The sequence below is a fragment of the Methylosinus sp. H3A genome (assembly GCF_015709455.1).
GTDB lineage: Bacteria > Pseudomonadota > Alphaproteobacteria > Rhizobiales > Beijerinckiaceae > Methylosinus.
Genome location: NZ_JADNQW010000005.1, coordinates 4,287,440 through 4,300,958, shown reverse-complemented (window position 1 = coordinate 4,300,958; position 13,519 = coordinate 4,287,440). Strand labels below are relative to the sequence as shown.

General features: G+C 65.7%; 12 protein-coding genes and 1 pseudogene. All 13 read right to left on the bottom strand.

The window, feature by feature from the left end:
* Window positions 1-2: 2 nt before the first annotated feature.
* The 13 genes and pseudogenes from IY145_RS22895 to ldtR all read right to left on the bottom strand — a co-directional run bounded on the left by IY145_RS22895 (window position 3) and on the right by ldtR (window position 13,334).
* On the bottom strand, window positions 3-884 hold the full coding sequence (locus IY145_RS22895; protein ID WP_196410308.1) for an aldose 1-epimerase family protein: 882 nt from the start codon (window positions 882-884) through the stop codon (window positions 3-5).
* Window positions 885-1,016: 132 nt separating this feature from the next.
* On the bottom strand, window positions 1,017-2,003 hold the full coding sequence (gene gmd, locus IY145_RS22890) for a GDP-mannose 4,6-dehydratase (RefSeq protein WP_196410307.1): 987 nt from the start codon (window positions 2,001-2,003) through the stop codon (window positions 1,017-1,019).
* Window positions 2,004-2,073: 70 nt separating this feature from the next.
* The gene (locus IY145_RS22885) at window positions 2,074-3,480 is read right to left on the bottom strand and encodes a mannose-1-phosphate guanylyltransferase/mannose-6-phosphate isomerase (RefSeq protein ID WP_196410306.1); all 1,407 of its coding nucleotides are present in this window, start codon (window positions 3,478-3,480) and stop codon (window positions 2,074-2,076) included.
* Window positions 3,481-3,679: 199 nt separating this feature from the next.
* Window positions 3,680-4,084, bottom strand: a pseudogene (locus tag IY145_RS26650) (hypothetical protein).
* Between the two features lie 122 nt (window positions 4,085-4,206).
* Window positions 4,207-4,413, bottom strand: coding sequence for a DUF1289 domain-containing protein (locus IY145_RS22870; protein WP_196410303.1), 207 nt, complete (start codon window positions 4,411-4,413; stop codon window positions 4,207-4,209).
* Window positions 4,413-6,848, bottom strand: a complete 2,436-nt coding sequence (gene gyrB / locus IY145_RS22865; RefSeq protein WP_196410302.1) for a DNA topoisomerase (ATP-hydrolyzing) subunit B — start codon at window positions 6,846-6,848, stop codon at window positions 4,413-4,415. The genes IY145_RS22870 and gyrB overlap by 1 nt, the downstream gene beginning before the upstream one ends.
* Before the next feature lie 179 nt (window positions 6,849-7,027).
* Complete coding sequence (gene glp, locus IY145_RS22860) at window positions 7,028-8,272, bottom strand: gephyrin-like molybdotransferase Glp (protein WP_196410301.1); 1,245 nt, start codon at window positions 8,270-8,272, stop codon at window positions 7,028-7,030.
* Complete coding sequence (gene moaC / locus IY145_RS22855; protein ID WP_196410300.1) at window positions 8,265-8,759, bottom strand: cyclic pyranopterin monophosphate synthase MoaC; 495 nt, start codon at window positions 8,757-8,759, stop codon at window positions 8,265-8,267. The genes glp and moaC overlap by 8 nt, the downstream gene beginning before the upstream one ends.
* 2 nt (window positions 8,760-8,761) lie before the next feature.
* Complete coding sequence (gene trpC / locus IY145_RS22850) at window positions 8,762-9,586, bottom strand: indole-3-glycerol phosphate synthase TrpC (RefSeq protein WP_196410299.1); 825 nt, start codon at window positions 9,584-9,586, stop codon at window positions 8,762-8,764.
* A 100-nt stretch (window positions 9,587-9,686) separates the two neighbouring features.
* A complete protein-coding gene (trpD, locus tag IY145_RS22845) occupies window positions 9,687-10,718 on the bottom strand; it encodes an anthranilate phosphoribosyltransferase (RefSeq protein ID WP_196410298.1) in 1,032 nt (343 codons plus the stop codon).
* Window positions 10,719-10,779: 61 nt separating this feature from the next.
* A complete protein-coding gene (locus tag IY145_RS22840; RefSeq protein WP_196410297.1) occupies window positions 10,780-11,391 on the bottom strand; it encodes an anthranilate synthase component II in 612 nt (203 codons plus the stop codon).
* 164 nt (window positions 11,392-11,555) lie between these two features.
* Window positions 11,556-12,647, bottom strand: coding sequence for a site-2 protease family protein (locus IY145_RS22835; RefSeq protein ID WP_196410296.1), 1,092 nt, complete (start codon window positions 12,645-12,647; stop codon window positions 11,556-11,558).
* Between the two features lie 174 nt (window positions 12,648-12,821).
* Window positions 12,822-13,334 carry a transcriptional regulator LdtR gene (gene ldtR, locus IY145_RS22830; protein WP_196410295.1) on the bottom strand — a complete coding sequence of 171 codons (513 nt, stop codon included), beginning with the start codon at window positions 13,332-13,334 and terminating at the stop codon, window positions 12,822-12,824.
* Between the last annotated feature and the right edge of the window lie 185 nt (window positions 13,335-13,519).

Below are 13,519 nucleotides of genomic sequence, written 5' to 3'. Positions count from 1 at the left end.
CGTCACGCGACCTGGATAGACAAGGTGAAATCGAGCGTCTCACCGGGGCGGGCATGCGCGATTCCTGGTTTTTGATCGAATTCGCCAGCGAATTCGATCGGCGAATCATAGCCTCGCCAGGGCTCTATGCATAAGAAATCCGCTCCGGGCTTGGACCAGAGGCCGAGATGCGCGAAACCCGTCCAGCCCACCTCGACCGACCGCCCGCTCCCGCAGGAATAGACGAGACGCCGGCTCTCCAGCGCGTCGAAAATGATCGCGTCATCCGCAAACAGCGTTTCTCGCAAGGAGAGCGTGTCATTCTCCACCGGAGACGGCTCCGTTCGACCGACGAGTCCGCCGACCAGCCTCCGCACCGGCGCGGGCTCGTCGCGCTCGAAGCGGATTTTGCTCTGTTGCTTGGCGGCGTCGCCGAGCGGCCAGCGAAAGGCCGGATGCGCGCCGATCGAAAAATGCATGTCGTCGACGCCGAGATTGGTCACGCCATGGCGAATGTCGAGGCGCCGATCCGACAGAGTGAATTCGACCTCGAGCAGAAAGTCGAAGGGAAAAGCGGCGCGCGTCGCGGCGTTGGAGCGAAGCGAGAAGCGCGCGAAATTCGGCGAAGTGCCGATGATCTCGAACAGGCTGTCGCGCGCAAAGCCGTGTTTGGGCATCGCATAGCTCTCGCCGCGATAGTCGAAGCGGTCGTTCGCCAGCCGGCCGACGATCGGGAACAGCAGCGGACTATGCTTTGGCCAGATCGGCTCGCCGCCCCAAAGGTAGTTCACGCCGTCGCTGTCGCGCAGCGATTGCAGCTCCGCGCCTTTCGGGGAAACGAAAGCGGTGAGACTGTCGGATGACAGGGTCACGCCTTCTCGCTGATCGGTCTTCGGCTCTGCCATTGCGTCAATTCGTGCGCCGATTCTCGAAAGGAAACTGGGCGGCCGGTCGGGCGCCCTCGAGGCGGGAGCCGGGATCGATCCCGGCTCCCGCCTTGTGTGATCGACGATTTACGAGAGGCCGCTTTCGCGGCCTCAGGCTTTCGCCAAGGGTTTGAGCCGCTCGAGATCGGCGTCGACCATTTCGCGGATCAGCTGGTCGAGCGAGGTCTCGGGGGCCCAGCCCAGGGCCTTGCGCGCCTTGGAGGAGTCGCCGAGCAGAATTTCCACCTCCGCCGGGCGGTAGAAATTCGGGTCGATCACCACATGCGCCTCCATGTCGAGGCCGGCATGCGCGAAGGCGATGCGGCACATGTCGCGCACAGTGGTGGTGACGCCGGTCGCCACCACATAATCGTCCGGCGTCTCCTGCTGCAGCATCAGCCACATGGCGCGCACATAATCGCGCGCATGGCCCCAGTCGCGCTTGGCGTCTATGTTGCCGAGGCGCAGCTCCTTGGCGAGGCCGAGCTTGATGCGCGCGACGCTGTCCGTCACCTTGCGGGTGACGAATTCTATGCCGCGCAGCGGGCTCTCATGATTGAAGAGAATGCCCGAGGAGGCGTGCAGGCCGAAGCTCTCGCGATAGTTGACGGTGATCCAATGACCGTAGAGCTTGGCGACGGCATAGGGGCTGCGCGGATAGAAGGGCGTCTTCTCGCTCTGCATCGGCTCCTGGATGAGGCCGTACATTTCGGAGGAGGAGGCCTGATAGAAGCGCGCGCCGGGAGCGCCGAGCCGCACCGCCTCGAGCACATTGGCGACGGCGACGGCGGTGATGTTGGCGGTGAGGATCGGCTGGCGCCAGGAGGAGGCGACGAAGGACTGTGCCGCGAGATTGTAGATCTCGTCCGGCTTCACCTCCTGCACGATGCGCAACAGGCTCGAGAGATCGCCGAGATCGCCGTCGAGCAGATGCACGTCATCGGCGACGCCGAGCCAGCGGAGCCGATGGTCCTCGACGCCCCGATGCGAGGAGCGCCGGATCACGCCATAGACCTCATAACCTTTGCCGAGCAGTAGTTGTGCGAGATAGGCTCCGTCCTGCCCGGTAATGCCCGTCAACAGCGCGCGTTTCGTCATGCACCCCTCTTTATTTGTAATCCGCTCTCGCGGCGTAAAAAATTCGTTCGAACGGGCCTCTATAGGCCCTCTAGGCGCGGCTATACAAATCGGCGAGACGCACGATATCGTCCTCGCCGAGATAGGAGCCGGTCTGCACCTCGATGAGCTCGAGGTCGATTCTGCCGGGATTGCTCAGGCGATGAATGCAGCCGATCGGCAGATAGATCGATTCGTTCTCGTGAACGAGCAGCGTCTCCTGATCGCGGCCGACCTCCGCCGTTCCCTTGACGACGATCCAATGCTCGGCGCGATGAAAATGCTTCTGCAGCGACAGACGCGCGCCAGGCTTCACGACGATGCGTTTCACCTGATGCCGATCGCCGGAATCCACCGACTGATAATAGCCCCAGGGACGGAAGATGCGCTTGTGCTCGCCCGCCTCGCGGCGGTTCTCGCGCTTCAATTGATCGACGAGCTGCTTGACATTGTCGCCATGCTCATGGCCGAGCACCAGCACCGCATCCTGCGTCGTCACCACAATGACGTCGTCGACGCCGACGACCGTCGTCAGAGTGTCGTCCGAGCGCACATGCACATTGCGCGAGTCGCGGATCACGCCATTGCCGCGCACCGAATTGCCGGCCGTGTCGCGCTCGGTCAGCTCCCAAACGGCGCGCCAATTGCCGACGTCCGACCAGCCGATGTCCGCCTCGATCACCGCGGCTCGGCGCGTCTTCTCCATCACCGCGTAATCGATGGAGGTCTTGGGCGCGCGCGCGAAAGCTTCGGCGTCCAGCACCAGAAAATCCAGATCGCGGCGCCCGGCGTCGATCGCTTTTTCGGCCGCCTCGAAGATCGCCGGCTCGAATTGCGCGATCTCCTCCTGCATCACATCGGCGCGGAAGATGAAATTGCCGCTGTTCCACAGATAGCCGGCGTCGATATAGCGCTGCGCCGTGTCGCGATCGGGTTTTTCGACGAAGGCCTCGAGCTTGGAGACCTCGCCGAAAAGCCGTTCGCCCGGTCGCAGATAGCCATAGCCGGTCGCCGGACTGTCGGGCTTGACGCCGAGCGTGACGATATGGCCCTCGGCCGCGGCGGCCGCCGCCTTTTTGCAGAGCTCGACGAGGCCTTGTCTGTCGCGCACGACATGGTCGGCGGCCAGCACGACGACGATCGTCTGCGGCGAGCGCCGGGCGGCGAGACCTGCGGCGACGGCGACGGCGGCGGCGGAATCACGCCGCGTGGGCTCGAGGACGATATCGGCGCAGGCGCCGATCTCACGCAGCTGATCGGTGACCAGGAAGCGATAATCGGCGTTGGAGATGATGACCGGCTTGTCGAAGGCTTCGTCCGACAGCGTCTCGATGGTCGTCTGAAAGGTCGATTTCTCGCCGATGAGCGGGATAAATTGTTTCGGGAGCGACTCCCGCGATTCGGGCCATACGCGCGTGCCCGCCCCGCCGCACATAATGACAGGCAGAATTTTTGTCATGTCTCGCCTTTCGGTCGAGGGATGATTCGGCGGGGGCAGATCATGAGAGGGAAGCCGTTTATCAGAATTTTCTCTAATAGATCGAGCGCTTCTATAGCGCAGGTCCCGTCCCTGCGGCCTTCCGCCAACGACTGGACGAGCTATAGGATGAACCCTCCGAGCTTGGCAAGTCGGCCGCGCTATCGTGGTGTGCGCTGGCTCACACGCGGCCGCCGTCCTGCGCGACAAAGGCGCGCCAACCGCCGAAATTCGTGATGTCTTCCGCGCCGGCGAGGGCCGCCGGCTCGACGAGAAAACCCTTGGGCGACGAGCCGTCGGCGAGGCGAAGCGCGCCGATGCAGAGCGGCGGCGGAACGGCGGCCACAAAGGCGCCGAAATTCGCGCGATCCAGTGATCAGACTTCGACCTCCACCTCGCCGCGTCCGGTCTCGTCGCGCAGCAGGCCGGGCTTGGGCGGCGTCTGTCCGACGAGCGCGAAGAGCCGATAGCCGCTGGTCGTGCGCGCTGCACGCAAAAAGCGCGCGCCGAGCGAGCGCAGCTCATCGTTGAGCGGCATGCCCGTAAGATGCGCGCCGACGACGGCGAGCTCGATCCGATCATCCATCGCCGGCGGCGGCTCAGCCTTGCGGGGGCGTGGCCGCCAGACGGTCGCGCCCAAAGTCGTTTCGCTGGCTGCGTGGAGATCGCGGGCCAGCGCGTCGGCGTTCGCCGGGCCGCGGTCTTCGCTCACGACGAGGGCGGCGAGGCCTGACGTTCTTCCTGCGGGCGCGGCAGGCGCGCGCGCCGCGCGGGGAGGGCGGCGAGGATGCGCTTACGCTCTCCCTCGGAGGCGGCGCCCCAGCCGGCTATCTCCGCTATCGTCCGCGCACAACCGATGCAGAAGCCGGTCTGCTGGTCGATCCGACAGATTTTGACGCAGGGACTCTCGGTCATCACACGTCCAGATTGGCGACGTTGAGCGCATTCTCCTGGATGAACTCGCGGCGCGGCTCGACGACATCGCCCATCAGCTTCACGAAAATATCCTCGGCCTCGGCGGCCTCCTTCACCTTCACCTGCAACAGCGAACGCACCTCGCGGTCGAGCGTCGTCTCCCACAATTGCTCGGCGTTCATCTCGCCGAGGCCCTTGTAGCGCTGGATCGCGAGGCCCTTGCGGCCCTGCGCGGCCATTGCGTCATAGAGCGCGAGCGGGCCGGAGAGCGGCGTCTCGTCGCCCCGCCGCGCCAGCGCCGCCGGGCCGGAGAAAATCTCGCGCAAGGTCTCGGCGCGCTCCTGCAGCTTGCGCGCTTCGCTCGAGGCGAGCAGCGCGGCGTCCAGCGTCACCGCCTGAGCGACGCCGCGCAAAGTGCGGTGGAAGACATAGCCGCCCTCGCGCAATTCGCCGGTCCAGCCACGCTCGGTCTCCTCTGCGATCGCATTGAGGCGGTTCGCCACCTCGGCCGCCTTCGCATCGGCCTGCGCCTCGTCCTGCGGCGGCTGCAAGGCGCCGGCCATGGTCGTCTGCTCCACCACATTGCGGTCGTAGCGCGAATGCAGGCTGGTCATGATCTGCCGGAAGGCGCGCGCATCCTCGAGCGCCTGGCGCAGATCCTTGCCGGCGCGCTCCTCGCCATTGCCGCAGCGGAGCACTGCGCCCTCCAGCAGCGAGTCGATCAGATAATCCTCGAGCGCGCGCTCGTCCTTCAAATATTGCGTCGATTTGGCCTTGGTCACTTTGTAGAGCGGCGCCTGAGCGATGAACACATGGCCGCGATCGATCAACTCCGGCATCTGCCGATAGAAGAAGGTCAGGATCAGCGTGCGAATATGGGCGCCGTCGACGTCAGCGTCGGTCATGATGATGATCTTGTGATAGCGCAGCTTGTCGGCGTTGAACTCGTCGCGTCCGATGCCGGTGCCGAGCGCGGTGATCAGCGTGCCGATCTGCTCGGACGACAGCATTTTGTCGAAGCGTGCGCGCTCGACATTGAGAATCTTGCCGCGCAGCGGCAAGACGGCTTGAAACTCGCGATTGCGGCCCTGCTTGGCGGTGCCGCCGGCGCTATCGCCCTCGACGATGAAGAGCTCGGCTTTGGCCGGATCACGCTCCTGGCAGTCGGCGAGCTTGCCGGGCAGATTGGCGACGTCGAGCGCGCCTTTGCGCCGCGTCAGCTCGCGCGCCTTGCGCGCCGCCTCGCGCGCGGCTGCCGCCTCGCAGACCTTGGAGACGACGGTCTTGGCCTCCTGCGGGCGCTCCTCCAGCCATTGGTCGAGCAATTCATTGACGACATTCTCCACCGCCGGACGCACTTCGGAGGAGACGAGCTTGTCCTTCGTCTGCGAGGAGAATTTCGGGTCCGGCGCCTTCACGGAGACGACGCAGGTCAGGCCCTCGCGGCAATCGTCGCCGGTCAGATCGACCTTCTCGCGCTTGGCGAGGCCGGAACGCTCGGCATAGCCGGTGATCTGCCGCGTCAGCGCGGCGCGAAAGCCCGCGAGATGCGTGCCGCCGTCGCGTTGCGGAATATTATTGGTGAAGGCCAGAACATTCTCGTGGTACGAGTCGTTCCACCACAGCGCCACTTCGACATTGATCTGATCGCGCTGGCCGTGAATGAGGATCGGCGCCGAAAGCAGCGGCGTCTTGGCGCGGTCGAGATAGCGCACGAAGGCCTCGAGCCCGCCCTCGTAATAGAGTTCCTCGCGCTTCTGCTCCGCATGGCGCATGTCGGTGAGCACGATACGCACGCCGGAATTCAAAAAGGCGAGCTCGCGCAGACGGCGCTCGATCGTCGCAAAATCGAATTCGATCATGGTGAAAGTGGCGGAGGAGGGCAGGAAGGTGACTTCCGTGCCGCGCTTCGGCTTGCCGTCCTCGATCGGCGCGGCGCCCACGACGGCGAGCGGCGCGACGGCGTCGCCATTGGAAAACTCCATGAAATGCTCGCGCCCCTCCTGCCAGACGCGCAGCTTCAGCCATACGGAGAGCGCGTTGACGACGGAGACGCCGACGCCATGCAGGCCGCCGGAGACCTTGTAGGAGTTCTGGTCGAACTTACCGCCGGCGTGCAGCTGGGTCATGATGACCTCCGCCGCCGAGACGCCTTCCTCCTTGTGGATGCCGGTCGGAACGCCGCGGCCATTGTCGGTCACGGTGCAGGAGCCGTCGGCGTTCAGCGTCACGGTGACGAGCGTGGCGTGGCCGGCGAGCGATTCGTCGATCGCATTGTCGACGACCTCGTAGACCATGTGATGGAGGCCGGTGCCGTCATCGGTGTCGCCGATATACATTCCGGGACGCTTGCGGACGGCGTCGAGCCCGCGCAGCACCTTGATCGAATCCGCGCCATATTCTTGCGGCGTCGTCGCATCGGCGTCGTCGGTCATGGTCGGGGACTCCTCAGGGGTGAACAGGACGATTCGAGAGCTTTGATTTTACCGCTAAACGCGGCCGAAAAGCACGAAAATCCGAGGCCTACGAGCCACAGGCGAAGCAATCCAGAGCCGTGAGGCCGCCCTTGGATCGCTTTGCTGCGTTCGCGATGACGACTCACCGAGGCGGCGGCTCACGCCCCGGCGACGAAAGCCCCCGGCAACCTCAATATACGGCAGGCGCCGCCCGCCTCCACCGCGCCAGCGCCCGCCTCGCGAATGAGCAGCGCCTGCGAGCGCGCGAGCTCAGTCAGCAGCGAGGAATCCTGCAAGGCTTGCGGCGTGGCGACGAGGCGTCCCTCGGCGTCGCGCGAGAGCGTCGCGCGCATATAATCGCGCCTTCCCTTATTGGCTTTCAGCGGCGCGCCGGCGATGGCGGCCTCGCTCTCGTCGGCGCCTGCGTGCGGATCGCCCTGCAGCGCGCGAATGAGCGGGTCGAGAAACACCAGAGCGCAGACGAAAGCCGCCACCGGATTGCCAGGCAGGCCCAGAATGCGTGTGTCGCCGAGCGTCCCATGGATCAGCGGCTTGCCCGGCCGCATGGCGATGCGCCAGAAGTCGAGCGTCATGCCTTGGTGGGCCAGCGCCGGCCGCAGCAGATCATGATCGCCGACCGAGGCGCCGCCGAGCGTCACCAGCACATCGGCCTTCGCCGCGCGTGCCTGCTCGAGGCCCTTTTCCAGCTCCGCTATGTCGTCGCGGAAAATGCCGAGATCGATCACCTCCGCGCCCGCGGCTTCGGCGATGGCCGCGACCGCATAGGAATTGCAGGCGATGATCTGGCTCGGCCCGGGCTCGGCGCCCGGCGGAACCAGCTCGTCGCCCGAGGCGATGAGCGCGACGCGGGGACGGCGCGCCACCGGCAGCAGCGGATGATTGATCGCGGCGGCGAGCGCCAGCTCGCTGGGGCCGAGACGCGCGCCGGCGAATAGCGCGGCGTCGCCCTCGCGGAAATCGAGGCCGCGCGGTCGAATGTGCCGTCCGGCCGGGGGTGGGGAGGCGGCGCCGATGCCCGCGGCGTCGACAGTCGCGTCCTCTTGCAGGAGGATCGTGTCGGCGCCTTCGGGAACGGGCGCGCCGGTGAAGATGCGGACGGTCTCGCCCGCTCCGAGCGGCGCATGATAGCCATGGCCGGCGGCGCTCTCTCCGACGAGTCTGAGCCGCGCGCCGGGCGCCGCGAGATCGGCGGCGAGCAAGGCATAGCCGTCCATGGCGGAGACCGCGACCGGCGGCTGCGTGCGGCGAGACACGAGATCCTTCGCCAGAGTGCGGCCGAGCGCCTTCGCGAGGGGGGCGTCTTCTTCTCCAGAGAGGCGCGTCACGCCGGCGAGCACGCGGGCGAGGGCCTCGTCCACGGACAGCAATTTGTCGTCAGCCATTTTGGTCCACTTCGTCGCGACGCCATTCGCCGGAGCGTCCGCCGCGTTTCTCGACGAGCTCGACGCCCTCGATACGCATCCCGCGATCGACGGCCTTCAGCATGTCGTAGATCGTCAACAAGGCGACGCCGACCGCGGTCAGCGCCTCCATCTCCACGCCGGTCTTGCCGGTCACCGACACTTCCGCCGTCGCGCGCACGCCCGGCAGGCTGGCGTCCGCCTCGAGATCGACGGCGATCTTGGTGACGGGCAGGGGATGGCAGAGCGGGATCAGCTCATGCGTCTTCTTCGCCGCCATTATGCCGGCGACGCGCGCGACGCCGAACACATCGCCCTTCTTCGCCTGCCCCTCGACCGCGAGAGCGAGCGTCGCCGCATCCATCACGATGCGCCCGCGCGCTATGGCGACGCGCTTCGTCTCCGCCTTGTCGGAGACGTCGACGATATGCGCTTCGCCCTTGTTCGAGAGATGCGTCAGCGATCCCATGTCTATGCGCGCGTCCGTCTGTGCTCGCCATTGGCGGAGCCATGCAGCAGCTCGCGCGTCGCTGTCGCCACATCCTCCTTGCGCACGAGGCTCTCGCCGACGAGGAATGTGTAGACGCCCGCCTTCTCGAGCCGCAGGCAATCCTCATGGCTCGTGATGCCGCTCTCGGCGACGATGATCTTGTCCTTGGGAATGCGCTCGACGAGACGCTCGGTCGTCTCCAGAGTCACATCGAATGTGTGCAGGTCGCGATTGTTCACGCCGATGAGCCGCGTCTCGAGCGCCAGCGCGCGGTCGAGCTCTTCCTCATTATGGACCTCGACGAGCACATCCATGCGCAGATCATGCGCCGTGGTGTTGAGGCGCTCGGCTTCCTCGTCGCCGACGGCGGCCATGATGATCAAGATGCAATCGGCGCCATAGGCGCGCGCCTCGAACACCTGATAGGGGTCGTAGAGGAAATCCTTGCGAATCGCCGGCAGGTTCACCGCCTTGCGCGCCGCTTCGAGATCCTCGAGCTTGCCCTGGAAGGAGGGGCCGTCGGTCAGCACGGAGAGGCAGGCGGCGCCGCCCGCCTCATAGGCGCGGGCCAGCGCCGGCGGATCGAAATCATGGCGCAGCACGCCCTTGGACGGGCTCGCCTTCTTGATTTCCGCGATCAGCGCGATGCGGCCTTCCGCGAGCTTGGCCTCGATCGCATGGACGAAGCCGCGCGGCGGATCATGGTCGCGCACATTGCGCTCGAGCGTCGCCAGCGGCATACGCACCTTGGCGTCGTTGATCTCGGTCCGCTTATAGGCTTCGATCTTGCTCAGAATGTCGGTCATGCCGCTTTTGGTCCTTCGCGCCTTCGAAAGGTTTTCTACCACGAAGACACGAAGGACACGAAGCATTTCCCGCCAGCGCGGCCGCGCGTCGCAGGGAATTTCAAGGCTTCGGCGCGCCTTGCGCATTGGAGACGCGAATGAGCGCCTCGAGCTTCGCCTGCGCGGCGCCGCTGTCGAGCGCTTTTGCGGCCAGCTCCGCGCCCTCGCGAAGCTCCGCCGCCGCCCCCGCCACGACCAGCGCCGCCGCAGCGTTGAGAACCGCTATGTCGCGATAGGCGTCGCGCCCGCCCGCCAGCACGGCCCGCAGCGCGCGGGCGTTATGGGCCGGATCGCCGCCGACGAGCGCGTCCGGCGTCGCCCGCGTGAGGCCGGCCTCCTCCGGCGTGACGGCGAAGCTTTTGACGACGCCGCCTTCGAGCGCGACGACTTGCGAGGTTGTGGTCGTCGTCAATTCGTCGAGCCCGTCCTCGCCATGGACCAGCCAGACGCGCTTCGAGCCGAGCTCGGCCAGCACGCGCGCCAGCGGCTCCAGCAGCGCGCGAGAGGCGACACCGAGCAGCTGCCGCTCGACGCGCGCCGGATTGCACAAGGGTCCGAGCAGATTGAAGATTGTGCGCAGGCCGAGCTCGGCGCGAATCGGCGCGGCATGGCGCATCGCCGGGTGATGCGTCGCGGCCGCCATGAAGCAAATGCCTGTTTCCGCAAGGCAAAAGGCGGCGTGTTCGGGCGTGACGCCGACCTTGACGCCGAGCTCCGCCAGAACGTCGCTCGCGCCCGAGCGAGAGGAGGCCGCGCGGCCGCCGTGCTTTGCGACGCGGACGCCGCAGCCGGCGACGATGAGCGCAGCCAAGGTCGAGACATTATAAGTTCCGGCGCCGTCGCCGCCCGTCCCGACGATGTCGATGGCGTCCGCCGCGCCCTCGACCGGCGCCATTGCGGCGCGCATCGCCTGCGCTGCGCCGACGATCTCCTCGATCGTTTCGCCGCGTTGGCGCAGGCCCATCAGAAAAGCGCCGAGCTGCGCTGGAGTCGCGCGGCCCTCGAGCACGACCGAAATCGCCGCGCGGGCCTCCTCGCGCGATAGCGTCGCGCCGGAGGCGATGGTCGTCAGAAAGGGCCCGAGGTCGGTCATGGTTGCAGGTCTCGGTCGCAGGTCTCTGATGAGGAGTGCGAGCCTTCAGGCTCGCATAGGCTCACGCGACTTTGGCGGGGCGGCGCGTCGCGTTCCACTCCTGCGCGAGATCGAGGAAATTGCGCAGAATCTTGTGGCCGTGCTCGGAGGTGATGCTCTCGGGATGAAATTGCACGCCATGCACGGGCGCGCTCTCATGCGAGAGGCCCATGATGAGTCCGTCCGGCGTCTCGGCGGTGACGCGCAGGCAGGACGGCAGCGTCTCGCGCGCGACGATCAGCGAATGGTAGCGCGTCGCCTGGAACGGCCCCTCGATACCGCGGAAAATCGTCTCGCCCTTGTGCAGGATCGTCGCCATTTTGCCATGCACCGGCAAAGGCGCGCGGATCACATCGCCGCCGAACGACAGTCCGATGGACTGATGGCCGAGACAGACGCCGAAGATCGGAATCTCGGCCCAGGCCGCGGCGATGAGATCGAGGCAGATGCCCGCCTCCTTGGGCGTGCAGGGGCCGGGCGAGAGCACGATGGCCTCCGGGCCGGCGGCGAGCACTTCGGCGACCGAGACCGCGTCATTGCGCTTGACCGTCACCTCGGCCCCGAGCGAGCCGAAATAATGCACGAGGTTGAAGGTGAAGCTGTCGTAATTGTCGATGAGCGTGACTTTTGTCATTCGCGCGGGTCCGGTTCTCGGCGGTCACGGCGCTTCCACCCGCCGTGGCGCGATTTTCTCGGCTCTTCGGCCGCTCAAGTCAATTCACGCTTCGGGCCTTCGCGACACGCCGCTCGTCCGAGGTCGCGGTCTGCGCTACATCTATTTGAATTATATTCATATTTCTACTCACGCCGGGCCAGCCGCCAGTCTGGCCGCATATTGGCGATGAGCATGATCTCGCCGATGCTCTGGCGCGTCAGCAGACCGACGAGCGTCTCCTCAGCGTTGAGCACGCCAATGGCCGAGGCGCCGGCGAATGTCTCGATCGTCTTGTCGAGCGGCGCGCCTGCGCTCACGGTCGGCGCGTCGCGCCGCACATAGGGCGCGATCGGCGCGCCGCGGTCGTCGCCCTTCAGCGCGCCGATAATGTCCGAGCGGTCGAGTAGGCCCATGAAGCGGCCGTCGGCGGAGACCACCGGAAACTGGTCCTGCGAGGTGGCGAGCAGGGTTTCGACCGCCTCGCCGAGATCGGCGCCCCAGCCGATCGCGGCGATGCGCGTCTCCATGGCGTCGGCGACCGAGAGGCCGCGCGCGGCCTCGCTCGCCGTCGTCATCTGCGCCTCGCCGCTGGCGGCCATGTAGACGAAGATGGCGATGAACACGAGCAGCGGATTGCCGAACAGGCCCAAGAATCCGAGCATGAAAGCGAAGCCTTGGCCGATGAAGGCGGCGATGCGCGTCGCCCGCGCGCGCGGCAACCACATGGCGAGCGCGGCGCGCAGCACGCGGCCGCCGTCCATGGGGAAGGCCGGAATCAGGTTGAACAGCGCCAGGAACAGATTGGCCGCGGCGAGACGCGCGAAGACATTGAGATGCGGGTCGTCGAGCTGCGTGAGCGCCTCCGGCTGGAAGGTGCCGAGCGCGGCGAAGAGGATCGCCGCGATGACGATGTTCACCGCCGGGCCGGCGAGCGCGACGAGCAATTCCTGATAGGGTTTTTCGGGCATATGGTCGAGATTGGCGACGCCGCCGATCGGCAGCAGCGTGACCTCCGTCGAGACGATGCCGAAGCGGCGCGCCATCAATATGTGCCCGAACTCGTGCAGCACGACGCAAGTGAATATGAGCGTGATGAAGATGACGCTGTCGCGCGCGGCGATCGCGCCGCCGCTGCGATAGGCGGAGAAGCCGATCCAGGCGAGCAGCAGCAGAAAGGTGATGTGAATGCGGACGGCGGTGCCTTTGAAAGATCCGAGAGTGATCGCCCAGCGCATTGAGGAGGCCTCTGTCTCGACGTGACGTCCGCGATGCGTTCTCATAGCAGAAATCCCGGAGGAAATCCCGAGGTTCGACGAGCGGGTCGAGAAAGCGGACATGAAAAAGGGCGATCGACGCAGGAAGCGACGATCGCCCGAGTAAGGCGGAGAAAGTCTCGAGGAGGAGAGGCGTCAGAGGCGATAGCGAATCTGATCCGTCCAGAAGCGCTCGAGGCGCGTCAGGGCGGTGTTGACGCTGCGGAACTCGGCGGTGGAGACGCCGCCGATCTGCTCGACGGTCGTTGCATGCTTCTCGTAGAGCGCGGCGACGATGTCATGCACTTCCTTGCCCTTGGGCGTGAGGCTGATGCGCACGGAGCGGCGGTCGACGCGCGAGCGGGCGTGGTGGAGATAGCCCATCTCGACGAGCTTCTTCACATTGTAGGAGACGTTTGAGCCGAGATAATAGCCGCGCGTGCGCAACTCGCTCGCAGTGAGCTCCTTGTCGCCGATGTTGTAGAGCAGGAGCGCCTGCACAGAATTGACATCGCCGCGATTGCGGCGGTCGAACTCGTCCTTGATCACGTCGAGCAGGCGGCGATGCAGACGCTCCACCAGCGTGAGGGATTCGAGATAGATCGGACGAATTTCGTTGATCTTCTCCGCGCGGGCCTGCGCCGCCTCGGTCTTCGACGCCGTATTCATGAACAAGCTCCGTCTCGTCTTATGCGCCGGATGTCGTTGGTCCGGTCCGCTCTCCATGGACACGAACCTATCCGCCGCGAATGAAGACCGCTTTAAACAACAGCCTGAATCCGTCGTTTACCTCCACTACCGTCGACGGGGTGAACGGTCGGTAAATCAAATCGTTAGAATTGTATTAGGCTTGT